The following is a 25,058-nucleotide window of genomic DNA, read 5'->3' on the forward strand; positions in this document are numbered from 1 at the left end:
GTTTCGTACTTTTGAACCATGGAAACCATTTATCTGATTGTTGGACTCGTACTGGGCATTTTACTCGGCGGCCTAATCGCCTATTTTTTAAATAAGTCTTCGAGCGTAAAGCGAAGCCTTTTTGAAGATGTGAATGAGAAATTCATTCAAATTAGAACAGAACAGCAAAATGCAAACAAACAACTCGAGCAGTTGCAGGGGCAACTTGAGCAGGAAAAAGAAAAAAGAAACGAGCTAGAAGCTACGCTAGAGTTAGCCCGAGAAACTCAGGCCGGTATCCATGCTAAATTCGAAAGTCAAACGCTCCGCTACGAAGAAGAAAAAGAGCGAACGAAAGATCTTTTAACTCAATTAGAAACTTTCCGTACGGAGAAGCAATCCTTGTTTGGACAAAAAATGCAACTCTTTGAAGAAAACAAGCAACTGCACAGCAAAATCGAATCCCATGTCCAGGAAGTAGAAAAACTGCATGAGCAGTCCAAAGAGCAGTTTGAAAATCTCGCCAATAAAATCTTTGAAGAGAAATCAACCAAATTTTCACAGGCTACCCAATCCAACCTCAAATTAATTCTCGAACCCTTTCAAGACAAAATTCAAGAACTTAAAAACAAAGTAAGCGAATCGTATGAAAAGGAGTCTAAAGAACGATTCTCCCTTGGGGAGAAAGTAAAGGAATTAGCCGAACTAAATCAACAGATCTCCCAGGATGCGAAAAACTTAACTCGCGCCCTAAAAGGAGAAAGCAAGACCCAAGGAAATTGGGGCGAAATGATTCTGGAGAGTATACTAGAAAAGTCCGGGTTAGTGAAAGGACGGGAGTACTTCATGGAGCATCAATTAACTGACCAAGATCAAAAAGCACTCTTTTCCGAGTTCTCAGGAAAGAAAATGCGTCCGGATGCGGTGGTTAAATATCCAGACGACCGCAGCGTCATCATTGACTCCAAAGTTTCTTTAACGGCTTACTCAGCCCTCATTGATGAAACCGATCCCGACACGTACGAATCGCATCTAAAACTGCATGTAGGTTCTATGAAGAATCACATCCTCCAACTCTCTCAAAAAGCGTACGATGATTATGGGAAATCCCTAGACTTCGTAATGATGTTTGTTCCGAACGAAGCCGCCTATATTGCAGCTATGCAGTACGACTCTACTCTATGGGATTACGCCTACGACAAAAGAATTCTACTTCTCAGTCCAAACAATTTGATTACTTCGCTTAAATTAATTGCAGATTTGTGGAAACGGGAATACCAAAATCGAAATGCGATTGATATTGCGGAAAGAGGCACTAAACTTTACGACAAGTTCGTCTCGTTCGTGGAAAACCTAGAAAAGGTTGGAAAGAATATAGATGCAGCCCAAAACACCTACAACGAAGCTTACAAACAACTTAACACGGGAAGGGACAATTTAATTCATCAAACCCAAAAGATGAAAGCGCTGGGAATCAAAAGCAAAAAAGAATTCTCACAAACCCTAATTGAACAGTCCGAAGTCGGCAATGAAGCCACCCTAGAAAACCAACCGAATGAGAATTGAAAGTGCTCAAAATGAAAAAATAAAGACCCTCACTCGACTTTTGACCAAAAATCAAGAGCGCAAAAAACAAGGGATCTTTTTCGTAGAGGGTAGACAGGAGAATAAAAGAGCTCTTGAATTTAACTACGAGCCCCTCGAATTTTATATTTGCGAAGATTACTATCACGAGCCTCTACCGAACTCAAAGATTTATCTTGTTTCCTCTGCGGTCTACGAGAAGATTGCCTATAGGGGAAGTTCCGAAGGGATCCTAGGTGTCTACAAAGCAAAAGAAAGTAAACTATCCGATTACAAACCCGCTACAAATGCCTCGGTTATCATTCTTGAAGGAATTGAAAAGCCCGGCAATCTAGGGGCCATTCTTCGCAGCTGCGAGGCTTTTGGTATCGATGCTTTAATTATAAGTGATCCCAAGGTAGATTTATACAATCCTAACGTGATTCGTTCTAGTGTGGGTTGTTTGTTTGGGCTTCAGGTCTACACTTCAAACAATGAGGAACTGCACTCGTTTTTGCAAGAAAATAACTTTCAGATCTTAACGACCTTAATGGACCAAACGTCCAAGTCACTTCCTTCAAAAGACCTAACCAAAAAATCAGCCATCCTCTTCGGGACTGAACATTCAGGACTCTCCTCATTTTGGGAAAACAAAGGTCAAAACACCCTTATTCCCATGGTAGGCACCATTGATTCACTCAACTTAAGCAATGCCGTGGCAATTAGCTGTTATGAGATTATAAGGCAAAAATTGGAAAAATAGAGAATCTCTTCTAGAGCCTAAACCTAAAAAAGCCATCCTACCCTAAGGTAAGATGGCTTTAGCTTTTCTAAACTAGTGACTAGTTAGTTGCTTCTTCAGCAGCGTCAACAGCAGTTGCAGCAGCTTCTTCAGCTACAGTAGCAGCAGAATCAGCAACAACGTTTGCAGAGTCAACTACAGCTTCAGCTGAATCAACAACAGCAGCAGTAGAATCTACTACGTCAGCAGCAGTGTCAACAGTTTCAGTTTTTTTACAAGCTACAAGAGCTAAAGCAGCGATACCCGCTACGAATAATGACTTTTTCATAATAAATTATTGTTTTAAAAATTGTTTCTTTAATTAAGCGTGCAAATGTAATTCATTTTCTAATACGTTTGCACTTTTTTTTATCCATTTCTGGATTAAAAAGGATTTTCTACTAATTAGTAGCTTCCTTCACTGCTTTCTTAGCGTCGTTTGCAGCTTTCGCTGTTGCATCCGCAGCTCCTTCCGCAGCATCAGCAGCTCCTTTCGCAGCGTCTTTTGCTACTTCAGCACCCGCCGCAGTCGTTGCAGCCGCAGCATCTTTAGCAGCGTCAACCGTTGCAGTTGCAGCAGAGTCAATAACAGATGCAGCAGAATCGGCAATTACAGCAGCTGAATCAGCTAGTGCATTTGCAGTTGAATCTGCAGCGTTTGCAGTTTCTACAGTTTCAGTTTTTTTACATGCTACTAAGGTAAGTGCAGCAAATCCAGCTAGGAATAATGATTTTTTCATAATAAGGTGTTTGGTTTGATTTGATTTCTTATTTTTGTTATTCAATCTAGGATTTGCTCTAAAGCACATCTTCAATTGAACAATACAAAGGTATATCGGATACCAAACTTGTTTATGAAAATTGATTGTATTATATTTGTAAAATCAATTTACAATTTTGTATAACTGAAAACCAACGACTTAAATACTAAACATCTACTTTGAGCGATTTAGATTTATTGCATTTTGAACAGCTTAAAACGGAGATTCAGGCCAAATACTTAGAATCACACACGCCGTCTGAAGAAAATATAGCCCATTGGAAAGGAATCGACATCATTTATTTCCAAGAAGACTTGCGTCAAAAGGTGAAAGGAAACATCAGTGAAAAATCCTTTTACACCTATTTCAAAAATTCACCCGTCACCAAACTACCTCGCATCGACATCCTAAACTTACTGTCTGATTATGCGGGATATTCTTCTTGGTATGAATTTAAAAAGAAACACCTTTACGCCGATGAAATCCTCTCGGAACTAGAAAATGAAGAAGCGAGCCCACTTACTTACAATCCTTCTTCCGAACCGAATCTCACTGAGGAACGAGCCCCAAAGGTTCCTACCTCTCCTACAAAAATTGATTCTCAGCCTTCTGAACCGGTGGAACTGGAGACTTCTCTCTCGCAAGTCTCTACCCAATTAGCGGTCCCTGAAAAAAAACAGGAATCAAAAATAGAACTGGGAACCACGAAAATGTGGTATGGAATTGCGGGACTTGCCTTTATCGCACTCGCTGCAGCGCTTTTCCTATACAAAGACGAACTCTTCACAAAGGAATATTATTATAACTTTATAGATTCCGATCGAAATTCCAAAATCAATGCGGAACTTCAAGTGCAGATTTTGAAGAACGATGAATCGCCTATTCTATACAACGCGAAACCAAACGAACCGTTCGTGTATCGCAATCCCGAAGGCTCCACGCTTACCATGGTGGTCTCGTCTCCGTACTACCGAACCGACACGATACGTAGAAACTTAAAAACGGCCCCCGAAAGTGAAATTATTGAGCTAAAGCCGAACGATTATGCGATTATGCTCTACTATTACTCTAATTCTATTCAGGACATTAAGAGAAAGCGGGAGAGTTTAAACTTTTTAATCAGTCAAGACGCCCTTATCTATCAAGTCTATGACAACGACACCTATGGAATTGAAACACTAGACAAATCTCGATATATCAATTTGGTAACCACTCCCACAACCTCTTTAAAAAACATGGAGGTAATCGACACAAAAATGGAAAAAGGTAAGATCGTCTTAATTAAATTTAGAATTACAAACCATGAAGAACTTTAATCCATACGTTTTACTCCTTGCCCTTGCCTTTTTAGTACTAGCCTGCAAAAAAGACAAGCACGAACTATCGCTTGAAAATGTAAAGTACAACAATAACAAGTCCTCCTATCCCAGTGCAAATATGGACAGTGCCCAGGCGATTAATTCCATTACAAAACAAAAAGTACAAGAGGTCATTGACCTCTCGATCCTATACAGTTCGGGAAAACAAGACACAGAGATAGACTCCGCGATGTACTCTCAGCTGCAAGGCTACTTCTATAAGGCGGATTCGACTACACTACAACCGCTGTTAAAAGAACTGGATAGCTTCCAAGTGAGAGCTGCAAAAGTGCATAACCTCAGCGTTTATGAAAAAATTCACGAAAACGACACGTTGAATTTTGCGAAATTTGATGTGGAATATTTCTCAGCCCAAAATAGGTCCGTCGGTAGAAAACAGCGTGAAGCGCAGTATGTTCTGGTATCCACGCCTAAACAATTCCAAAAGGAATTTAAATTCTTCTTTCTCAATTTCTATCAAACCCCGATAAAAGACAGTACTTCTCTAGGAGTCACTAAGTAATCGAGCGGAACGTCCGATTCGTATACATCCTGTACGGGCTGTGCAGGATCAAAGAAGCCCACTCCCACTTTTTTCGTTTTCGCAGGAAGTGAAGTGAAGAATCGATCGTAGAAACCTTTCCCATACCCAACCCTATTGCCGAGCAAATCACAATACAGAAGGGGTGTGATGACTAGGTCGAAATCTTTCTCCCCACTATCAACCGTGCTTGTTGGCTCGAGAATTCCCCAAGAGTTAAGGACCATCGGAGTCTCTCTTGTAAGCTCAATAGAAATAAGGGTGTCTCCCACCATCTTAGGTACAAAAACACGAATACCATTATCCAAAAAATAGGAAATAAAAAGCTCAGTATTCACTTCCTTAAATTTGGCAATGCTTAGGAAAAGATGCACTTTTTCAATCGCTGAAGGATCAAAGGCTGCAAGAAAGCGCTCAAAGATTTGCGTCGAATAAGACAAAACCTCATCGCTAGATAAGGTTTTTCTAAGTTCTAAATAATGTTGACGAAGTTCACTTTTTGTCATTTTACACTTCTTTAACAGAGATTATATTGACGGGGCAAGCCTTAGCTGCCCTTTCACACGGCGTTAATGCTTCTGGAAAAGGGGTCTTCAAAGTGAAAAATCCTTTCTTATCCGTAGATTTCAAAAGTACCGATTTTCCATCTTTTTTAGACATTCGAAAATACTCCGGCGCAAACTCTGCACAGTAGTTGCAGCCAATGCATTTATCTCTTTGTAGCGTAACAATCACCATAGTTCCCTTCCTTGCTTAAGCCTCAACAATTTTATAAAGTTTGTCGGAAGGTCTTACTCTAAATTCTGTTTTGAAAGTAATTACATCCGCTTTGCTTGCTTTTTCTGCTTCACCTTTCTCATCAATGAGCATACGTTCTACTACCATTTCTTGTGAACCGGTAGTCGGCCCTTGTATAAGAATTTTATCCCCTACACTTAAGTCGTACGCTTCAATTAAAAATTCAGCTACGTTGGATTTCGGATAGAAATGACGACCTTTTCCAATGTATACTTTTTTCTGCGTCGCACTTGAACCTGGATTCTCAGACCATTCACCAAGCTCCTGTCCTAAATAGTACCCACTCCAGAAACCTCTATTGTAAACGGTTTCTAATTGGTCCATCCATCCTTTCACTTTCTCTTGACTAAAGGTACCGTCTGCAACAGCGTCAATCGCTTCGCGGTAGCATTTTACGACTGTGGCCACATATTCAGGTGCACGTCCACGTCCTTCAATCTTCAATACTTTTACACCCGCATCCACAACTTGATCTAAAAATCCAATCGTACATAGGTCTTTAGGAGACATCATGTATTCATTGTCTAATTCAATTTCAAATCCAGATTCTTGGTCAATTACCGTATATTTTTTTCTACAGTTTTGTTTGCAGGCCCCTCTGTTTGCTGAAGAGTTACTGGAATGCAAACTAAGATAACATTTTCCGGAAACCGCCATACAAAGGGCTCCGTGTCCAAAGATTTCAATCTCAACAAGTTCTCCGTTAGGACCTCTAACCTCGTCTCTTTTTACTTGTTCACAAATCTTTTTTATTTGTGTTATGCTGAGCTCTCTACTCATGACCATCGTATCTGCAAACAGTGCATAAAATTTCACAGTTTCGATATTGGTAATGTTAATCTGAGTGGAGATGTGTACTTCAAGTCCTATTTGTCTGGCATAGGAAATAACCGCCTGATCCATCGCTATCACAGCAGTCAGCTCGGCAGCCTTCGCTTTATCTAGTAAGGTTTTTATGATGGAAAGGTCATGATCGTACACAATTGTGTTGAGCGTCAAATAGGTACGTACTCCTTTTTCTTTGCAACGTCTCGATATTTCGGGAAGGTCGTCGATGGTAAAATTCATGGAAGCGCGAGCACGCATGTTGAGCTGCTCAACGCCAAAATAAATAGAATCTGCACCATTGTCAAGCGCAGCTTGCATGGCCGTAAAGTCTCCCGCGGGAGCCATCAATTCAATTTTTCCTGTATTTGTCATTATGATATCTAAAATTTTTGCAAAGATATGGTTTTAAATTTTGTGCAAAAATGACTTAAATCCGTCTCTTATAGTCCCATATCTTTCACCGAAGCTTTAGAACGCAAGGGAATTCTCTAAATAAGTGATAAATCTTGTTAAAGTTCCGTTAAATATGAAACAAGCTCATTTGACTGCATACCTATTTAGTGTTAAATTTGCGATACATACCAATTAACTTAATAATGAGAAAGATAAAAATGACAGAGAAAGTCAAAAAAATGCTACCCTTCGCTCTTGTAGGGGTTATCTCAGGAGCTACCGTATTTGGCGGTATTAAACTAGTTGAAAATCAGCAAGCAAGCTTGCAAGATTACTCTTATTTCAGTTCAAATAAAAACGATAGTGCTCATTTCGCTTCCATCGGAGGAGCCAGTACAGGAACAGACTTTACCACGGCGGCAAAAATGACGGTCCCAGCTGTGGTAACCATTAAAAATTACTCCACAAGATCTGCAGGACGTAGTTCTGAACAAGATATTTTCGAATGGTTCTTTGGGGAACGTGCTCAACCCAGACAACAACAACGTCCAGACAATATGCCAAGTGGAATGGGATCCGGAGTAATCATCTCACCGGATGGCTATATTATTTCAAATAACCACGTGGTGGCGGGAGCTTCCAAATTGGAAGTAGTTCTAAGTAACAAGAAAAGCTATACCGCGACTTTAGTCGGTACGGATCCAAACACAGACATCTCTTTATTAAAGATTGAAGAAAAGGGGCTGCCCTACCTAAACTTTGCAAACTCTGATCTTGTCGAAGTAGGTCAATGGGTACTTGCTGTTGGGAATCCTTTAGGGTTAAACTCAACGGCCACTGCCGGAATTATTTCAGCGAAAGGAAGAGGAATTGGAATCCTCTCCCAAGGATCAGCAACCAACCCGATTGAAAGTTTCCTTCAAACGGACGCAGCCATTAATATGGGGAACTCAGGAGGTGCCCTAGTCAATACAAGCGGGGATTTAATTGGAATCAATTCAGCCATTGCCTCTACGAATGGATATTACCAAGGGTATGGATTTGCAGTTCCTTCTAATCTTGCGCGTAAGATTGTCGAAGACATTAAAAAGTTCGGACTGGTTCAAAGAGGATTCTTAGGGGTAATGTCGATTGATCTTTCCGACGAACAGCAAGTAGCTCTGTACAACCGAGAATACAAAACGAGTTTGAAGCCGGGTGTGGGAATCTACGTAAGAGAAGTCTCAGCAAAATCCGGGGCTGAAGATGCGGGATTAAAAGCGGGAGACATTATAAACAAAGTGGACAACCAAAACATAACCGATTTTGCTGACCTATCAGTAGCAGTAGGTAGTAAAAGACCTGGAGATGCAGTAAATGTAACCTACAACCGGAATGGCAAAGAGAACACCGTTCGTGTGGTTTTAAAAGACCAAAAAGGAAACACCTCGGTCCGTACTCGTGCCGATCTTACAGTCTCTGAAAAAATTGGTGCGGAGTTCCAACCCCTAAACGAAGGATTTAAGACTCGTTACGGGCTAAATAGTGGAGTTCTTGTCAGAAACGTTGTCCAAGGTGGAGAAATGGCTAAGATCGGAGTTGTAGACAACTACATCGTCATTGAGATCAACGGCAAACCCGTAAACTCCCAAAAAGACGTCGACAAAATACTAAATGGCTTTACCGGAAACGTTCAAGTGAAGTATGTCAATGAACGTGGCGGAATCTACACACAAGGATTTAAAATGCCACAATAAGAAACTTTCGTTTCAAATAGTGGATTAAAAAAGGGCTTCGAATTTCTTCGAAGCCCTTTTTCTATTGTAGAAAAATTTCTTTTTAATTTTCTAAAGACTTCTTTTCTTTTTTCCTTGCCTGTCTTTCCTTTCTATCGTAAATCACCTCGGTGATTTTTCCACCAATCCACGAAAAAGGAAAAAAAGTCAAAAAGATGAGGATCTTATAAAAAGTAGGATGATAAGGATTTACAATTACATCCATCATTGCAATAAACAAAAGGATGAACCCAATAAGGATGGCATAAGCTACCTTCGCATATTTCACTACAATCGCGGTCAAAACACCTCCTATGGTAGCACCAATCCCCGAAAGGAAAAGTAGGAAGACAAAAAAGCCATCATTATCCTTCATGGAGTAAAGAAAGTTCTCCCACGATTGAAATGCTGAAAACCGCTCATAGGTAATCCAATCCGGATTAATTCGAATTCCGAAGCTAATAATAAGACCTGCGATTCCCAGCCCTAATAGGACGGCAATTGTATTACGAAGGAAATTCATCTGATTAATTCTCGTAGGCAATCATCGATATCTCGACCTCTACATTTTTAGGCAAAGAAGACACTTGAACCGTTTCCCTAGCCGGTAAATTTTCAGGATTCAAATAAGACGCATACACTTCGTTCATAAGAGCAAAATCATCCATGTTGGTCAGAAAAATACTTGACTTGACCACATGTCTAAAATCCATCCCTGACTCCTCAAGAATCGCCTGAAGGTTCTGCATCACTTGATGAGTCGCCTTTTCGATTCCTTCAATTAGCTTACCGCTCGCAGGGTCTAATGGGATTTGACCTGAAATATAAAGAACTCCCTTGGCAAGAACAGCTTGTGAATAGGGACCTATTGCAGCAGGCGCTTTCGTAGTGTTTATATATCTTTTTTCCATAGTTGAATTTTTGCAAAGGTAATATTATTATTAAAATACTCGAAAGTCTAGAATTTTGAATTCGGTTCGGTGAAGCTACGATCATTGTATTTAATCGCATCGCTTAGTATATTCGCTTTGATTCCGATAAAGAAGTCATAGACTTTGTACTGCCCGAAAGGCACCCAGTTAAAGTTGATTGTGAAACTTCGCTGGTCTCGAAAGAACCCGATTCGAGTATACGCAAGCTTCTTAGTAATAAAATCATAATGCGTGCTTCCCGTAATGTTCCAAAACGGAGTTAGCTTGATAGAGCCGTCAATACCGACGGACGCCACCTTATTCCCAAACTGAGTTGCCCCTTGGGTATAGGCATAATTCGCATTTAAATTCAGAGTCCATGCCTGAGAAAAATGAGCATAGTTAAACTCATCAAAATAATAATTTTCATTTCGAATCTCTCCTCTGGTTTTGTACATTTCTTCTGGACTTTTCTTGTCTTTCGACGCAAAAAGCGCATCACTTAAAGGAACAGACATTTGAATATTAAACCCTTGCAAATTAAATTTTCCGAAATTTTCGGTTCTCGTCCCCAAACCGTTCACATCGTAAACCGTTTCGTAAGGGTCAATGACCAAACTTGTATTCATATTTACTTTGCCGTCGAATAAAGAAGTTTGTCCGTTTATATTGACCATACTCCATTTGTGGCTTTCTGCAGCAAAATTATATCCTCCTGAAATATTCAAACTTTCAAAAAGTTTCACTTTTTTTACGCCCGTGGAATCTTCTTTGTTTCGGACTTTCATTTCAATATTGTTTCCAATACTGTAGGTCATGGCTCCAACCATACCGCTAGAGGGAGATCCAAACATTCCTCCGTCAAAAATAGAATAAGGAGTAAGCTCACCCGTAGCTGAATAATAATTTTTAAAATAGCCCCAATCGGGAGTTCCAAAATCGGGCTGGTAGGTAAATCCAATGCTTGGGATTACCATATGGCGAACGCGTTCGACAAGACTTCCTTTTTTGAAATTTAGCATCCCATAAAGTGTGGTTTGCAAACTCGCTGAAGTGGAGAATGTGGAATACCCTGCAATTTTTTTCTCGTAAACATTTTGTACTTTATCCTCAATAGGATCGTAGAAACGATCCAGGGTTTTGGTCGTCAGTACATTGTTTGCACTTGCACTAAGTGAAAATGTGAAATACTTTGCGAGCGTGGTATTGGTCGCAATGGATAAATTATTCTGAAGTCCCGTTTGCATGTTGTCCCACATCGCTTTTTGGAACATATCCTCTTCTTTTACCCCACTAATGGAATTCGAGAAGTTAAGACCTGTGTTTACGGTAATGTTTTGCAAAAGTCCTTCTCGTATCCCCCCGTCCTTGGGAGAGAATAGATAGAACTGATTGATGGCCACATTCATCTGAGGCAGCCTTAAGTTGACACTGCCGTCCGCAAAGTTTTGGGAATAGGAAGCGGTTCCTGTAATCGTAATAGGAAGCGTCAAAAAACGCTTGGTTGCAGAAATCGTTGAATTCTGTTGCGTGTTAAGGACACTCTGATCAAAAATGTGGTTATTGTTAATCGTATTGCTATAGAACTTGCTACTTACCACGTTGACCGAGGCGGAAAAATTGAAATAAGGATTCGCTTTTGAATCTTGCTGATGTCTCCAGCCAATTCGATAGGTCGAGGATTTCTGATAATCATCAAGTCCTTTAATTCCTCGAACCGTGGTTCCCACTTCGGAATTAAAGTTCCCATTGTAGCGGTAGTTCTTTCGATAATTGACTTCTGGACGTATATTCCAACTTCCTTTGGTGAAAAAGTCTAACATTACTTTCATATCGAAATGCTCACCAATGGGTTGGTAATACCCGAGTCCGTTCAAAAAGAACCCAACATCCTGTCTTTCACCAAAACTTGGAATCAAGATCCCTGCGGATCTCTTGTCTGAGAAAGGCAAAATTCCAAAGGGCAAAGCGAGAGGCGTAGGAACCTGCTCAATATACATTTGAATAGGCCCCGTAATCACCTGGGATTTGTTCTTTCCTTTTATTAGCTTAATATTCGGTGCAAGCAGATAATAATCTGCAATGGTATCTTTTTTACTCAGAAAATACTCATCCGTCGTGTATTTACCTCGACGCATATAAAAAATAGAGTCGTTGATTTTCTTCGTCTTTTCTGCTACAATCACACCTTCACTCTCTTCCGTTCGGGTGTTGTAAGCAATTGCCTGCTTGGATTTGTAATTAAAATTGAACTGATCGGTTTCGTAAACTTTCCCTGCCTGCTCTGTAATTACAGGTTCTATCACACGACCTTTCTCATTGAGTTTTCCACGAGCAAAAACATTCCCTGTATTCCAATCAATAGAAATATAGTCCGCCTTGATATTCATATCCTGATAGGTGACTTCCGCATTCTGATTCAGGTAGGTCATGCGCTTAGGCACGTCTGTACGAATGTTATCCGCCGTGGAGTTCACAGGAGCGGCCAAAGGCTCAGGCTCTCTTAAATTCAGAGTGTCTGATTTCACCATAACCGTATCAACCCCCTCTTTTTTAACCTGATTCTGAGCGCTTACTTGTGCTAAAAAACTGTTAAAAATTAGGATAATTGAAATATGTAATATATTTTTGAAGCTGATTTTGATTCGCTTTATGTTTATCATTAATGGGGTCAAAATTAAATATTTTTATTAAATAATGTTGATGAATAGCAAAACAAATTATCCCAATAAATTTTTGGGGATATTTTTTATTCTTTTTAGTGCCTTTTTTTGGGGCCAGAATAAATTCGTTGTCGTCCTAGATGCGGGTCATGGCGGTCATGACCACGGAGCAAATCGTAAGTATGCGGACATTGGATATGTTGCAGAAAAAGACATTGCTTTAGACATTACCCTAAAAGTGGGTAGAATGCTTGAAAAAGAAAAAGACTATAAAGTAATCTATACGCGTAAAACTGATGTTTATCCTTCTCTTACGGACCGAACCAATCTAGCCAACCGATCCAAGGCCGATCTCTTTATTTCAATTCACCTCAATGCGAATCAAAGAACATCTCCTTACGGAACCGAAACCTACGTACAGGGGCCCGATCAGAATCGAACAAATCTGGAAGTGGCAAAAGCAGAGAACGACGTGATCTTTTTAGATGAAAAGGACAAGGAAACCTTTGGATCTTATGATCCCAAAACACCTGAATCCCTAATTGCTTTAAAAATTCAACAAAATAGATACTTAGAGGCAAGTTTAATTCTAGGGGGGTATGTCGAAGAGAATTTCTCTAAAAAAGACCAAAGACTCTCACGCGGAGTAAAACAAATGAACCTTCACGTACTTAGAATGAATGCAATGCCTTCCGTTTTAATTGAAACAGGGTTTATATCCAATTACGACGAAGCGCACTATCTCGCTTCTACAAAAGGAAAAAACGAAACCGCAGAAAGCATCTACAATTCCATAGTTAGTTACAAAAAAGCATACGACCGTAAGTCCGGTGGGAAATCTAGTCCAATCGTTGAAAAAGTTCCTGAAAAACCAGTGGAACAACCTTTAAAAAATGATTTCAGAATTCTACTTATGAGTTCGAATTCAAAATACAATGAATCCGACCCTGCACTTAAAGGCCTAAAGTATATCCTTACTATAAAAGAAGGAAAGCTCTACAAGTACTATTATGCAACCACGAATTTTGCATCGGTTAGAGACGCAAATTTAAAAACCGCCAAAGATGCGGGATTCCGAAACGCAACTTCCATAGGGTTTACACCCAATCAAGCGTTGTCGAAAGGGTCCTACACAATTGAAGTAGCAGTTTCAAAAAGTAGACTAAGTAGCAACTCCTACTTACTGAAAACCCTTAAGGATAAAGTGACCAGAACCAAAGAGAATGGAGTCTTCTATTACACGTACGGAAGCGTGAAAACGCTGGAAGCGGCAGTTGAACTTCAAAGAGATCTTGAGAAAAAAGGAATTGAAGGCACGGTGATTCAAAAACTGAATTAATTAGCACTTTTATTGACGAACTGGCTAATGGTTGGCTAACTCCATTTAATTCCGTATTTTTGCAATCCTCAAATCCGGCCTATTCGTCTAGTGGTAAGGACTCAAGATTTTCATTCTTGCAACAGGGGTTCGATTCCCTTATAGGCTACAATATCCTAACTTTACCCGTTGCAATAATGCACTTTTTAGAAAGGAAAATTGAAATCACTCTTTGAAATCAGCAGAGATTCTTGTATCTTTGCCGCTCTTTCTAAATCAGAGAGTAGAAAAGTAAAAATAAGAAGGTGAAATAAGCAAAGTATAGAACCTTACTTCAGATAAAAGAAAAAATTCATTAATTTTAAAAATTAATTTGTGGGAATTAAAAATAGTATTATCTTTGCACCCACAATTGAGAAACAATTATGGCAAATCATAAATCAGCTCTAAAGAGAATCAGACAAAACGCAGCAAAAAGACTGCGTAACAGATACTATCACAAAACTGCAAGAACAGCTGTGAAGGTACTAAGAAACGAAGAAGACAAACAAGCTGCTACTGAGCAATTGTCAAAAGTTATCTCGCTAGTGGATCGTTTAGCTAAGAAAAACATCATCCATAAAAACAAAGCGGCTAACCTAAAAAGCAAATTAACTAAGCACGTTAACAAACTAGCTTAATTAGTATAGGAGGCCCGTTCGTCTATCGGTTAGGACTCAAGATTTTCATTCTTGCAAGAGGGGTTCGACTCCCCTACGGGCTACACAACAAAAGGGTAAAACCTTTTAAATAAAGCACTTACAATAGTAGGTGCTTTTATTTTTGTATTAATATGTATTATTTTGGCACTTACTATTTTTTCAGGCTATTTTCTCACTCAAAATAGAGCCAGAATATAGGATCTGGATCAGAGATGTAGGCAGCAAATCAAATATTTTTATAAATTATAGTAGTGCGAAATGTGCTAAATGTGCGAAACGCAGTATTCATAGGCTTTAGCACTCGCAAAAGTACATTTTTCACTTTGCCAAATGCTGCTGCGAAATAGGTAGTTAGAAATAAGCTGACAGAAGCGTATTAACTTCATCTACTTCAATTATTGGGATTGATTTAGAGAAAAGTTTTCTGGAAAAAATTCTTAAAGAAATCTGTGGCTTTTCCATATTAATATTTACACCTGGATTTAGATAGATAATATCACAATGTGATGGATTGCCCTGATCACTAGTATTTATGACATCTCTGTCTCTTAAATAAAGTAGTTCTCCATCTTCCATGGAGAGAGGAGTGAATTCCAGAATAGCATCAAAATCTCTTTTATCAGCATTCTCCTTCCTAAATTCATCACAAGCATTCAAAAAATCAGATTTCTTAAAAAGGACAAATCCTGCTAATTGTTTTTTTGCAATTTTTGCTACATGCTCAGCTTGGGATCTACAAAAATCCTCTGTTGTAAATTTTGCTCTTTGAAGTGAAACTCCTAAATCAAATGAGTATGTGAAAATCTCTTGATCTTTAATTTTTGAAAGTGCTATTTCTTTCTTAAAATGGTCTGCAAAAATAAATCTTACAAAAAACTCAGAAGCATCAATATGTTTAGGAATAAGCATCTACTGTAATAAATTCCAAAATATCCTGATTTAAACTACCTAAAGACTCATCATATCCAGAACCATTAGAAAAGAAAACTTCTTCTACTTTGTGGTTAATTCTACCATTGACCTCACTGAAATAACCAAAACTATCTTTACCTACTTCTAATGTAAACAAGTCATCATCCAACTCTAACTCCATTATAGCGGTTCCATATGATGATTTATAAACATTTTCTTCATTCAAGTTTGAAAGAAAAAAGGCAGAAACATTTCTTAAAACATTCATAGTGTTACTCAAAACTTCTGGATTTACTCCTTCAAGAATTAAATTTCTTTGAATTTGTCTTAGGAAAATATCCTCTTTGTTCTGTGTATAATCACGATTGCTATTTTTTTTAGCAACAATATAATCTACTTGCTCAGTATTACCGTCAAGCATTGATGCCCCATAAAAGCTCTCAATGTAACTGTTTCTCTTAACCTCGGCAGAAAGTCCTGCTAACAATATTGTACCTGTAATTAACATAGTCCTATTTGCTTTTGAGTATGTAAAGTTAAAATGTTTTTCAATAGATCTTTATTGATTGAATGTGCCTCTTCAAAATATGATGATAATGCTTCAAAATCTTCAGTGAAAATCTTAATATCTTTTGGCTTTATTGCAACTGTATGATTTACAATAACTCTTTTTATATCATTATTAAAAAGTATTTCAATTTTCTGCTCTTTCAATGGCGCATCGTTTGTCATTGCAGACTGGGATATAAGCACTATAGTTCCATTATGCGATTTTTTAAAGGATGAGTTAAGAAACTCAGAATTCTCATCAAAGATTTCATTTACTGGAATATTATCAGGACTTTTCCAAATAAATTCATCAACATAGTTTAGAGAAATAGCCTCAACGAATAATTGATAATCTTTTGCTATTTCGTTTACATCTTTGTAAAATCTTTCTTTAAACGGCTGCCACCTATCATATTCTCTACATTCAAAATTAATCTGAGATTTAGAGTTTCCATTTACATTCTCAACCTTTAAAACATTAATGCTTTTGCCTATATGACTAAATTCTTCACAAACAAATCCGCTAATTTCATTATCAGAGATATTTAGTGTATTTTGATTGAAATTAATTGTCTGACTCCTCGCAATACCTTTTTTTTGGTAAGAATTTAAAGCATCTTTTTCTTGTAATTTATTGAATAAATTATCAGGTCTAATAATGCCCTGAGGCAGAAAAATATTAGCAATAACTTTACTAATTGAGTGTTTACCTGAAATTGGTGTAAACATAAATAAGGGTTATTTTCCCACAAAAATATACTATTTAAACTTAATAAACAATACAATATCAGTAGTTAACTTAAATTTATAATACATTTCTGTATTATTTGGACACTATCCCAAAAAGTGTGTAAGTTGAAAAGTATTGGCTTGAGATTTATAATTTAAGCCTATCTTCAAATATAAGCATAAATTGATTGAGTACGATACCCCAATCTCTAATAGGCATTGTCCATTTTTTTGTTGCTTCTCTTAAGGCGAGGAAAACTGACTTTAAAACTGCATCATCCGTAGGAAAGGACATTTTATTTTTGGTGTATTTTCTTATTTTTCCATTGAGATTTTCGATTAAATTTGTGGTGTAAATGATTTTTCGGATTTCAACAGGGAATTCAAAAAACACGGTTAATTCATCCCAATTATCTCTCCAGGACTTAATTGCATAGGAATATTTAGATTCCCATTTTTCTGCAAAATCATTTAAAGCGGCTTCTGCGGCTTGTTTTGTGGGTGCGTTGTAGATATGTTTCATATCGGAAGTAAAGGCTTTCCTGTCCTTCCAAACCACATATTTGCAAGCATTTCTAATTTGATGAACTACGCAAATTTGAGTTTGCGATTGGGGGAACACACTGCGAATAGTCTGGGTGAATCCATTAAGGTTATCCGTTGCAGTGATAAGTATGTCTTCCACGCCACGTGCTTTCATATCGGTTAACACGCTCATCCAAAAACTGGAGCTTTCACTCTTCCCTAGCCACATTCCTAGAACTTCTTTCTTTCCGTCACGTCGCAGACCCACAGCAAGATAGATGGTTTTATTGATGACTTTAGAGTTCTCACGAACTTTAAAAACGATTCCATCCATCCAAACAATAAGGTATAAATCCTCTAAAGGTCGATTTTGCCAAGCGACAATTTCACTGGAAACAGCATTGGTGATCCTGGAGATTGTTGAGGTTGAGACATCAAAATCATACATGTCCTTGATTTGTTCTTCAATATCACTCACACTCATTCCTTTGGCGTAAAATGATATTATAATATTTTCTAAACCATCAATAATATTGTGCCTTTTGGGAACTATCATCGGCTCAAAAGTACTTTGTCGATCACGCGGAACTTTAATTTCATCTTCGCCAAAAGAGGTTTTTATCTTCTTACTCTGATGACCATTGCGATAGTTGCCGTCTTTCGTTTTCTGATGTTTATTAGTATCTAGATGGTCATCTAGTTCTGCTTCGAGCATATGTTCTACGGCTCGTTTGTGCATTGTTTTGAAGAACGAGGTAAGATCTTCGCTGTTCTTGAAGGATTTGTAAAAATCCTTGTTGTTTAATAATTCTTCTTTGTCAATCATAACTGTATAAAGTTTAAAAATAGTAAAAAGTTATTTCCGAAAAAGTTTTGAGTTTTTAAGGACTCAAAATTTTTCAGAATAACTTTTCAACTTACACAGTTAGTGAAACACTACCATTATTTGGCAGTATCAAAGATTAAATTTAGTTTTGCCTTAGTATTACATAATCATAATACTATACTTTTAACAACAAAAAGCCACATGAAGCAATTCAAGTGGCTTTTACATTAGGTATTTTTCTGGAAAATTGCAATTTAGGCAGCTTCAGAAAAGAAATGAGGATTAATGCCTTTATGCTTAATCCTCATTTTTAGGGCTATTTCCTTGCCTCAAACTCTCCTCTATCTGCTTTCAGGATAAAAGACTCAATACTATGAGGCGAAATAGATAGTTTATTGTCATAATCCTGAGTGAACAGTCCATAAGTGAAGCACTGCCAAAACATTGTAGGATTAACAATTAGTTTAGACTGCATCAACTCTTCATAGAGGCTAATTGTTTTTCTGGCTAATTTCATTAGTCTGATCCTTTCAGGCGTATCTGCATAATAGTAGCAAGCATCTATCTGGCTTTGCTTCTCTTCAGCCTGAAACTCTTTAAAATCTGGATCAAATCTAAATTTGAATGAGTTCCATAATCCTGAATGCTTTCTGAAGTATTCATACAAAGGCTCTGGATCCAGCCCTAAAGCCTCTAAATTAAATGCCTCACTTGCATACGGAAACATAAACCGACTTTTAACCTCATCAGAGATCACACTCAGAGCATTACTCTTTAATCCTTCAATCTGTGAAGGCTCTAAGCTGCCTAATAGGTTTGTAGTCATTTTTACAAAGCCGTTTAGTTTTTCGGCTGCTGCTGCCAGATCTTTGTTAGCTTTATCCAGTGCTTTCTGATCTAAGAAAATTAATTCATTTTTCATTTTGGTAATATTTTTAGATTTCATATTCTTTTTTAAGTTTTTCTAATAGTGTCTCAAAATCAGCCTCGCTCATCTCATCCAGCACATTGCCAAACTCAATAGCTTTGAGGCTTGGAAGGAAAAATTTAGCCATTTCAAAAATGTATTTAAACCTATCTTTTGGCTCCAGAATCTCAAAATCTAATTGCAGTGACTCCTTATTTTCATCCACAAAATCAATAAAGAATTGCCTAATATTTTCGGTTTGTTTGTTCTTACTGCCTTTCGGTCTGCCTTTGCTTATGTTATTGCCTTTGGCAAAAGTTCCATCCTTATTTCTCATTTCCGTTAAATTTCCGTTTGTTTATCCGCTTCAAATTGAATGAAAATAGGCTTTTCAGGTGCTCCCATCCATTCAAATAATTGCTTTTGGTACTCCTTAGTCTTTTTGAAATAAGTTTCAGTATCTAACATCCAGCTATAAGGCATCGAAAATTTATCCTCATTCTTATCTCTGAAAAGATCCTTTTCCCTTTCAGAAAGTAGATCTATCTTTGATCTGCTGCAAAGTAGATACTGATCATTATCCAGTGCTATCAGCCAAAAAGAGTTATTTCTCTTTTTGAAAATTTGCTTTACAATTTGATGTCTTTTTGTATTCATTATCTAAGTTTTTATTAATTATAGTATTGCGGAATGTGCGAAATGTGCGAAATGCAGTATTCATAGGCTTTAGCACTCGCAAAAGTGATTTTTCCACTTTGCGAAATGTGCGAAAAGCTATTACGGAAACTCTAAAAATGAACAAAAATTTACTCTAACAATGAGATCCGTAATAGTCTCGCATCCTATAAAATCACTTTCTTATAAACTCCTTTTTTCAATTTTGTAAATAGTTTTTCATCTTTCAGATAGTTATCAAAACTCCTATTAGACATTTCATTTTGAAAGGCTATTTTATAACCTTCTGAAGTCTTAAACTCTTCAGGAAGGGCATTAAATACTCTTTGTTTCATTAATGGCAGTTTGCTGATAGGATCAGAATTTGAAAGGGCTGAATGTGCCTTCATTGCAGTCTTAGAAAAGTATTGAATGAGTTCCAGTGAAGCCTCAACAGATCTCAAAGAAATAGACTTCAGTTTGCTCTCATTGCACGCAAAATAGAGCAACTCCAGAAGCAAAGAAAATCTAATAGCATAAGTCTCTAATTTTGCATAAACACTCCTCAAAACATCATTTTCAGGCATATTTAGAAAGTCTGTCACATCCTGCTGCCATTGCATCAGGCGGCTCTTTGCTTCAGCTTCAAACTCTAACACTAAACCAGCTTCAGAGTCTAATTTTAAGAGCTTACTGAGGATCTTATCCCATTCAGAAAATATAGCCTCATCCAGCTCTTTGGAGTTCCACGCCTTTTTATCCTGATCATCAGGAAAAGCATAAAGGATCCTATCCATAAAGCCGTTTTCTATTCGGTTTTCAGCCATCTCACTCAATACGCTATCCTGAATAGTTCCGATAACAGATATAAAAGGCTCTGAAATATGCATATTCATAGAGGTCTTTCTATTGAGTGTTATTGAGTTTCCACTCCAGACAGATAGCCAGAATTGCTCTTCACTGCCTTTGTTGTATCGGTTAAAATTCTTAAACCAGCTTGCAAGCTCATCTACATACACGCCTAAACCTCTTTTATTGTGTGCCATTACATCTATAAGGGCTTCAGGCGTAAAATCAGATACTAAATGCTGATCCCATTTAGGCAGCTGCATTTCATCCTCAGATAATAGCAGTTCTTCTCTTTCCTTTTTGCTCAGAGACTTAATGAGATCATACTGAGCCCTATTTGCTTCATATTCTTTATAGGCTTCAGAGTCTCTATTTTTGATCGGCTTCAGGGCAAAATTTAGAGGATGAGTTTTTATAGTTCCAGCCTTACCAACTAAAGCAATATAAATAGCTCCTATGTCTAACCAGCCATTTTGAAACTTAACTTTAACCGCTAAGCCATTGCAGACAGATGCAGCATAAAGCATAGATGCAGCCGTAAAATCTGGAGGAAAATTTAAAGTCTCATTCAAAGAGATAACTATCTGCTGGATCCGCTTAGGCATTACTGAGATAGGAAACTCATTTTTATTTGTCCTTCTGAGTTCCAGTGCTTCAGCATCGGCAGCCTTTCTCATTTTAGTCTCAAAATCCTCATCAAAGGACTCAGAGGCAAACTGATTTTTTTTGTATGCAGAATTGATAGAGCTTTTGACTTCAGATAATGGAAAATCATCAGAGACATAAATCTCATTCAGGATCATTTCAAAAGCCTCATTTTTGCCTATACCAAATCGGCAGCAAGCACCAGCCAAAATATTGACAAAGTTATTTCTATTGCCTTCTACAAAGTGGCTGCCTTTGTTTTGCATCCAGACTAAAAGCCTTTGAAATGCTTCAGCCTCTTCAGATCCTGAAGGCTGATCAGGCTGAAATACTTCTGCATCATTATTTACATAAATTTCAGGATCATAAGCCAAAAAGCAAAGGCGGCTAATATCTGAGGTGCTTCTGTCAAAATATTGCGAGTTAAAACGCTTTTCTAAAGCCTCAAAGATCTTTTTATATTCAGCTGCATTGCTAACTATTGGAATATTAATAATTGTCTTTAATCCGTTTCCTGAAGGGCTTATAAATGCAGCTCTTACAATAGGATCACTGATTAACTTCAGTCTTTCAGCCTGAAGCGTTTCAGGATCTGGAAACTTGTCAAAGTCCAAAACCATCAAACCGCTGGCAGTCTTAAAGCCTTTGATATTTCTTTGAGTGAATGTGCCTGAAGCCGTAAACGCTGGCAGCAAGTTTTTTAGATTATTATCCTTAGTTTTTCTGTATTGTGTTTGAGTCTCTTTTATCCTTTTATCAGTCATAATTCTTTTACAGATCCCTGCAAAAGTGCTATCAGTAACATTTTTAGGATTTTTGATACTCTCAAATACAGATACTTTAGGATCCAGTATTGAAAAATCATTCATCTCTAAGAGGCTTTAGGATTTTTATAATACTTTTTGCCTGCAATTATGATAGGCTTTATTTTGCCTTCAGTCTCCCACCTCCAAATAGTAGGCATAGACTTTTTAACAACTTTTGCAAACTCCTGAGGCGTTAAAAGATCCGTTTCAGCATCGGGAATTAATGCCAGTGCCTTATCTAACTTAGCATTAAGGCTGGCTAACTGATTTTCAATAGTAATGAAAGGATTTTCCATTAGTAGTAATTTTATAGGTTTTTATTACCACCTTTGGAAACTGAGAGAAATTTGTATTTTTGTAATGCTTTTAGGGCTCAATCTTTAAGCGTAATTAAAAAATTTACAAATTTCTCCATCAGCTTTCCGCTGGTGGTTTTTTGTTTTACTGAAGCAAAACTATATCAAATGCTTTCACAATAAAAATGCTGCAAACTTCCAGCATTTTTGTAGCATTTAGCATCTTTGCTATTTCTCTCTATCAGGGCTTTTTATCATTTCCAAAATTTCTAATTTATTTTTATAGCCTTCTCTAACATAGTTCTCTTTTGACTTATTCCAGCTTTGCTCTGTTATTGACTTCAGGAAATTCGTTAAACTGAAATTTGATCTATCAATGATTTTTAATGTGCCAGCATTTTGGCATTCAGCTATTTTGCTGCCTAACTCTTTAGGATCATTTATAAATTCTTTTCTGGCTTTCCGCTTAAACTCATCCCTTTCATTTGGTGGAACTTTTCCCTTATCAAAAAACTCATGAAATTCAGGTAGTTTTTTCGGCTGCCTTTGCTTTTTCGGCTCTTTAGTCTTTTCATACAAATCTTTATACTCAAAATAGATCCGTATTTCTGCCAGATGTCTCTTTGTTAGAGTTTGAAATTCTAAGAGTCTCAGTAGATCCTCTTTAGTGCTCAAATACGCTTTTTTTGCAGATTGCCTCACTTCCTGAATCTCTTCAGGACTTTCTGCATTAGATAGTTTTCGCTGCCATTTTCTCAGAATATGCCAGACATTGCCAAACTCTTTTCCCATATCAATCTCATAGGCTTCAGCCTTATGAGTACTAACAAAATCTAAAAAATCACTCATTTTTATACTTTTAACTATACATTTCGCACATTTCGCAAAGTGGAAAAATCACTTTTGCGAGTGCTAAAGCCTATGAATACTGCATTTCGCACATTTCGCACATTTCGCAGCCTATAAACTTTGAAAAATTACTTTTTTAGTTTCCTAATCAAATACATTAGCCTCTACATTTAGTGCCTTTGCTTTTGCTTCAGGCAGTGAGTTAGTGTAATATGTCTCTGAAGTCATATCACAAAAAACATAATACCTAAATAATTCAGGTCTGAATTTCTTTATTTCCTGATCCGTTGCAAGTCTTAACTGATCAGCTGGAAAGTTCCCAAACATATCAGCTCTTAAATCTCCTTCAGAAATGTCATAGAGCTGTATTACTACTCCTATCTCATTTCTGTCATTAATTACTACATCTCCCAGCTGAAAGGGATTTCTGTCTATATCTTTGCTCTCATACTCAAACAAAGAATATTTTTTGTGATCTACTTTCATTTTAATCTTTAGTTATGTCAATATTTGTATAATAATTTTTGATCATTTTGGCGTTTGTGTTATCCTTTTTGCCGATATAAGCAAGCAAAGTTCTTTCCTCTGAATGTCCTGAAACCTCCAGTATTAAGGAAGTAGGAATTTTAGAGTAAAAGTTAGTGCAATATGATTTCCTTCCTATGTGGCTGCCTATGAGTTTAAATTTTGGATAAATGCCTTTGACTTTTCTCCATACACTCTCTTTAACTTCAGTCAAAATAGAGCCTTCAGTATTCTCATCTATTTCTGCTATCTCGCAAACCTCTTTTATTTGTTCGTTATATTCCTGATCCAGAATGAAGTTAGGAAACTCCAGTTTTCTCTTTTTTAGGATCTCTATAACTGCTGGATGCAGCAATAAAGCTATTTTCTTATTTGTCTTTTCCTGAATGAAGTCTATAAAATAATCCTCATTCTCTTTTCTAAGCATCTTAGAATTAAACTTCATAAAGTCGCTGATCCTTTGCCCTAAAAAGCACGAAATATAGAGCCAGTCTCTTGCATCCTCTAAATGTGCTGGCATCTCTTTATTTTTGATTTTCTCCAGCTCTGAGAATGAGAGATAAACTATATCAGTTTCCTCATAGGCTAATTTCACTAATTCAAATCTGGCATCCAACATAATACCGTAATTTCTGGAATAGATACAGATAGTTCTGAGGATCTTAATAGTTTTAGCTATTGTATTGTGAGAATAGTTTTTGTTTTCAGATAGATATTTCTCCAGATCATACTGAAATTCTGGATTCACATCTTTAACAGAATATTTAACATCATATCCCTTGATAGAGCTTTGAAAAGCCTCAAACTCCTTTAGGATTTTCTTAGTATCCTTCAGCTTTAAGATAGTTCTATCTGCCAGCCTTTTGCCCTTCAGTTTGATATAGTTATCAAAGTGCCATAAGATCTCTAAAGGCGTATCTGCTAAGGCTGCCAGATCCTCTCTTTTTTTCAGATCATTATAATACTCTTTGACTACTGACTGAAGCCAGATTTTTGTAGGAATTTCTGAAGGTATTTTCTTAGAGCCTTCCAGATCAAAAAACTTTCCAGCATCATATTTATTTAGAATGTGCTTTCTAATATTATCCTGATCGTTTAGAGTTCTTACAATAATGTTTTTAATATGCAGATCAGTGCCTTTGTATTTTTTGTATTTAGTCCAAAACTTTTTGCCGTTAAGCATAGGATTTTCTAAAACCTCTTCAGGACTGAAAACATAGATTTCTGTCTTTGCTTCTACAAATGTTAAAACATCATTCTGGAAAAACTGAAGTCTTGCAGTGAAACACTCATTTTGCTTTGAGGATCTACTAAGAAAATTGACTGAAGCCATAATATTATACTTTTAACACTTCAAAGATAATATTTATTTTGGCTATTTGTATTTTTTTGTATTATTTTTTGAGGCTATATTTTATTGTTTGAAATTATTTATATTTGCAAAGTGCTTTTATCAGGACATTTAGCAAAAAATACATTTCATCCAATTTTATAGAATTTCATCTATTTTAGTCCCCTACGGGCTACAATTAACAAAGTGGATTATTTTTAATCCGCTTTTTTTGTGTTCAAAACCTTCTTTTCACGATTATTATATCTGCATACTTTCAATTTAATTCACGTAACAAGTATCTATG

At 37.2% G+C, this 25,058-nt stretch carries 27 protein-coding genes and 2 tRNA genes; 9 read left to right on the forward strand and 20 right to left on the reverse strand.

Annotation, left to right across the window (positions count from 1 at the left end):
- Positions 1–18: 18 nt before the first annotated feature.
- Positions 19–1,545, forward strand: coding sequence for a DNA recombination protein RmuC (locus tag AC3IRX_RS06350; protein WP_489209027.1), 1,527 nt, complete (start codon positions 19–21; stop codon positions 1,543–1,545).
- Positions 1,535–2,305, forward strand: coding sequence for a TrmH family RNA methyltransferase (locus tag AC3IRX_RS06355; protein WP_489209029.1), 771 nt, complete (start codon positions 1,535–1,537; stop codon positions 2,303–2,305). The genes AC3IRX_RS06350 and AC3IRX_RS06355 overlap by 11 nt, the downstream gene beginning before the upstream one ends.
- Before the next feature lie 79 nt (positions 2,306–2,384).
- Here AC3IRX_RS06355 and AC3IRX_RS06360 read toward each other — a convergent pair whose 3' ends face one another.
- Positions 2,385–2,612 carry a hypothetical protein gene (locus AC3IRX_RS06360; protein WP_489209031.1) on the reverse strand — a complete coding sequence of 76 codons (228 nt, stop codon included), beginning with the start codon at positions 2,610–2,612 and terminating at the stop codon, positions 2,385–2,387.
- 112 nt (positions 2,613–2,724) lie between these two features.
- Positions 2,725–3,108 carry a hypothetical protein gene (locus tag AC3IRX_RS06365; protein ID WP_489209032.1) on the reverse strand — a complete coding sequence of 128 codons (384 nt, stop codon included), beginning with the start codon at positions 3,106–3,108 and terminating at the stop codon, positions 2,725–2,727.
- A gap of 155 nt (positions 3,109–3,263) precedes the next feature.
- Between AC3IRX_RS06365 and AC3IRX_RS06370 the strand changes: the two genes are divergently transcribed.
- Both AC3IRX_RS06370 and AC3IRX_RS06375 read left to right on the forward strand, forming a co-directional pair.
- Entirely contained in the window at positions 3,264–4,400 is a 1,137-nt protein-coding gene (locus AC3IRX_RS06370) for a hypothetical protein (RefSeq protein ID WP_489209034.1), read from the forward strand.
- Positions 4,387–4,965, forward strand: coding sequence for a hypothetical protein (locus tag AC3IRX_RS06375; protein ID WP_489209035.1), 579 nt, complete (start codon positions 4,387–4,389; stop codon positions 4,963–4,965). Before AC3IRX_RS06370 ends, AC3IRX_RS06375 begins: the two co-directional genes overlap by 14 nt.
- On the opposite strand, the gene AC3IRX_RS06380 is transcribed toward AC3IRX_RS06375, so the two are convergent.
- Genes AC3IRX_RS06380 through AC3IRX_RS06390 form a run of 3 tightly spaced genes read right to left on the reverse strand, consistent with a single transcriptional unit; the run spans position 4,920 to position 6,981 of the window.
- Complete coding sequence (locus AC3IRX_RS06380) at positions 4,920–5,489, reverse strand: 5-formyltetrahydrofolate cyclo-ligase (RefSeq protein WP_489209037.1); 570 nt, start codon at positions 5,487–5,489, stop codon at positions 4,920–4,922. The two genes, AC3IRX_RS06375 and AC3IRX_RS06380, sit on opposite strands and share 46 nt — an antisense overlap.
- 1 nt (position 5,490) lies before the next feature.
- Positions 5,491–5,721, reverse strand: a complete 231-nt coding sequence (locus AC3IRX_RS06385; RefSeq protein ID WP_459083219.1) for a ferredoxin — start codon at positions 5,719–5,721, stop codon at positions 5,491–5,493.
- A gap of 15 nt (positions 5,722–5,736) precedes the next feature.
- A complete protein-coding gene (locus tag AC3IRX_RS06390) occupies positions 5,737–6,981 on the reverse strand; it encodes a peptidase U32 family protein (protein WP_489209038.1) in 1,245 nt (414 codons plus the stop codon).
- 239 nt (positions 6,982–7,220) lie between these two features.
- Here AC3IRX_RS06390 and AC3IRX_RS06395 point away from each other — a divergent pair, with 239 nt between their 5' ends.
- On the forward strand, positions 7,221–8,738 hold the full coding sequence (locus tag AC3IRX_RS06395; protein ID WP_489211476.1) for a trypsin-like peptidase domain-containing protein: 1,518 nt from the start codon (positions 7,221–7,223) through the stop codon (positions 8,736–8,738).
- An 82-nt stretch (positions 8,739–8,820) separates the two neighbouring features.
- On the opposite strand, the gene AC3IRX_RS06400 is transcribed toward AC3IRX_RS06395, so the two are convergent.
- From AC3IRX_RS06400 to AC3IRX_RS06410, 3 genes are read right to left on the reverse strand one after another with little or no spacing between them, the layout of a single operon-like run.
- A complete protein-coding gene (locus tag AC3IRX_RS06400) occupies positions 8,821–9,279 on the reverse strand; it encodes a hypothetical protein (protein WP_489209039.1) in 459 nt (152 codons plus the stop codon).
- A gap of 4 nt (positions 9,280–9,283) precedes the next feature.
- The gene (locus tag AC3IRX_RS06405; protein WP_489209041.1) at positions 9,284–9,667 is read right to left on the reverse strand and encodes a RidA family protein; all 384 of its coding nucleotides are present in this window, start codon (positions 9,665–9,667) and stop codon (positions 9,284–9,286) included.
- 47 nt (positions 9,668–9,714) lie between these two features.
- Positions 9,715–12,330: a putative LPS assembly protein LptD gene (locus tag AC3IRX_RS06410; protein WP_489209043.1), complete on the reverse strand. Its 2,616-nt coding sequence runs from the start codon at positions 12,328–12,330 to the stop codon at positions 9,715–9,717.
- 34 nt (positions 12,331–12,364) lie between these two features.
- On the opposite strand from AC3IRX_RS06410, the gene AC3IRX_RS06415 reads away from it, so the two are divergent.
- From AC3IRX_RS06415 to AC3IRX_RS06430, 4 genes are all read left to right on the forward strand, one after another.
- Entirely contained in the window at positions 12,365–13,669 is a 1,305-nt protein-coding gene (locus AC3IRX_RS06415) for an N-acetylmuramoyl-L-alanine amidase family protein (protein ID WP_489209045.1), read from the forward strand.
- A 76-nt stretch (positions 13,670–13,745) separates the two neighbouring features.
- Positions 13,746–13,817 (forward strand) — tRNA-Glu (locus tag AC3IRX_RS06420).
- 256 nt (positions 13,818–14,073) lie between these two features.
- Complete coding sequence (gene rpsT / locus AC3IRX_RS06425) at positions 14,074–14,328, forward strand: 30S ribosomal protein S20 (RefSeq protein ID WP_459083213.1); 255 nt, start codon at positions 14,074–14,076, stop codon at positions 14,326–14,328.
- An 11-nt stretch (positions 14,329–14,339) separates the two neighbouring features.
- A tRNA-Glu gene (locus AC3IRX_RS06430) sits at positions 14,340–14,411 on the forward strand.
- Positions 14,412–14,700: 289 nt separating this feature from the next.
- Here AC3IRX_RS06430 and AC3IRX_RS06435 read toward each other — a convergent pair.
- The 12 genes from AC3IRX_RS06435 to AC3IRX_RS06490 all read right to left on the reverse strand — a co-directional run bounded on the left by AC3IRX_RS06435 (position 14,701) and on the right by AC3IRX_RS06490 (position 24,754).
- Complete coding sequence (locus AC3IRX_RS06435) at positions 14,701–15,258, reverse strand: hypothetical protein (protein WP_489209047.1); 558 nt, start codon at positions 15,256–15,258, stop codon at positions 14,701–14,703.
- Positions 15,245–15,769, reverse strand: coding sequence for a hypothetical protein (locus AC3IRX_RS06440; protein ID WP_489209049.1), 525 nt, complete (start codon positions 15,767–15,769; stop codon positions 15,245–15,247). Before AC3IRX_RS06440 ends, AC3IRX_RS06435 begins: the two co-directional genes overlap by 14 nt.
- On the reverse strand, positions 15,763–16,539 hold the full coding sequence (locus AC3IRX_RS06445; protein ID WP_489209051.1) for a TIGR04255 family protein: 777 nt from the start codon (positions 16,537–16,539) through the stop codon (positions 15,763–15,765). Before AC3IRX_RS06445 ends, AC3IRX_RS06440 begins: the two co-directional genes overlap by 7 nt.
- 148 nt (positions 16,540–16,687) lie before the next feature.
- Positions 16,688–17,890: an IS256 family transposase gene (locus AC3IRX_RS06450; protein WP_489208805.1), complete on the reverse strand. Its 1,203-nt coding sequence runs from the start codon at positions 17,888–17,890 to the stop codon at positions 16,688–16,690.
- 316 nt (positions 17,891–18,206) lie between these two features.
- Complete coding sequence (locus AC3IRX_RS06455) at positions 18,207–18,812, reverse strand: hypothetical protein (protein WP_489209052.1); 606 nt, start codon at positions 18,810–18,812, stop codon at positions 18,207–18,209.
- Positions 18,813–18,825: 13 nt separating this feature from the next.
- Positions 18,826–19,134, reverse strand: a complete 309-nt coding sequence (locus AC3IRX_RS06460) for a hypothetical protein (protein ID WP_489209054.1) — start codon at positions 19,132–19,134, stop codon at positions 18,826–18,828.
- A gap of 5 nt (positions 19,135–19,139) precedes the next feature.
- On the reverse strand, positions 19,140–19,454 hold the full coding sequence (locus tag AC3IRX_RS06465) for a hypothetical protein (protein WP_489209055.1): 315 nt from the start codon (positions 19,452–19,454) through the stop codon (positions 19,140–19,142).
- 185 nt (positions 19,455–19,639) lie between these two features.
- Complete coding sequence (locus tag AC3IRX_RS06470; protein WP_489209056.1) at positions 19,640–21,814, reverse strand: DUF3987 domain-containing protein; 2,175 nt, start codon at positions 21,812–21,814, stop codon at positions 19,640–19,642.
- Positions 21,815–21,816: 2 nt separating this feature from the next.
- On the reverse strand, positions 21,817–22,047 hold the full coding sequence (locus AC3IRX_RS06475; protein WP_489209057.1) for a hypothetical protein: 231 nt from the start codon (positions 22,045–22,047) through the stop codon (positions 21,817–21,819).
- A gap of 228 nt (positions 22,048–22,275) precedes the next feature.
- Entirely contained in the window at positions 22,276–22,896 is a 621-nt protein-coding gene (locus AC3IRX_RS06480; RefSeq protein ID WP_489209058.1) for a hypothetical protein, read from the reverse strand.
- A gap of 144 nt (positions 22,897–23,040) precedes the next feature.
- Positions 23,041–23,382 (reverse strand): hypothetical protein, encoded by a 342-nt coding sequence (locus AC3IRX_RS06485; RefSeq protein ID WP_489209059.1) that lies wholly within the window; start codon positions 23,380–23,382, stop codon positions 23,041–23,043.
- A gap of 1 nt (position 23,383) precedes the next feature.
- Positions 23,384–24,754, reverse strand: coding sequence for a phage integrase SAM-like domain-containing protein (locus AC3IRX_RS06490; RefSeq protein ID WP_489209060.1), 1,371 nt, complete (start codon positions 24,752–24,754; stop codon positions 23,384–23,386).
- Positions 24,755–25,058: the final 304 nt, after the last annotated feature.

It is taken from the genome of Epilithonimonas sp. KH_059, assembly GCF_057838485.1.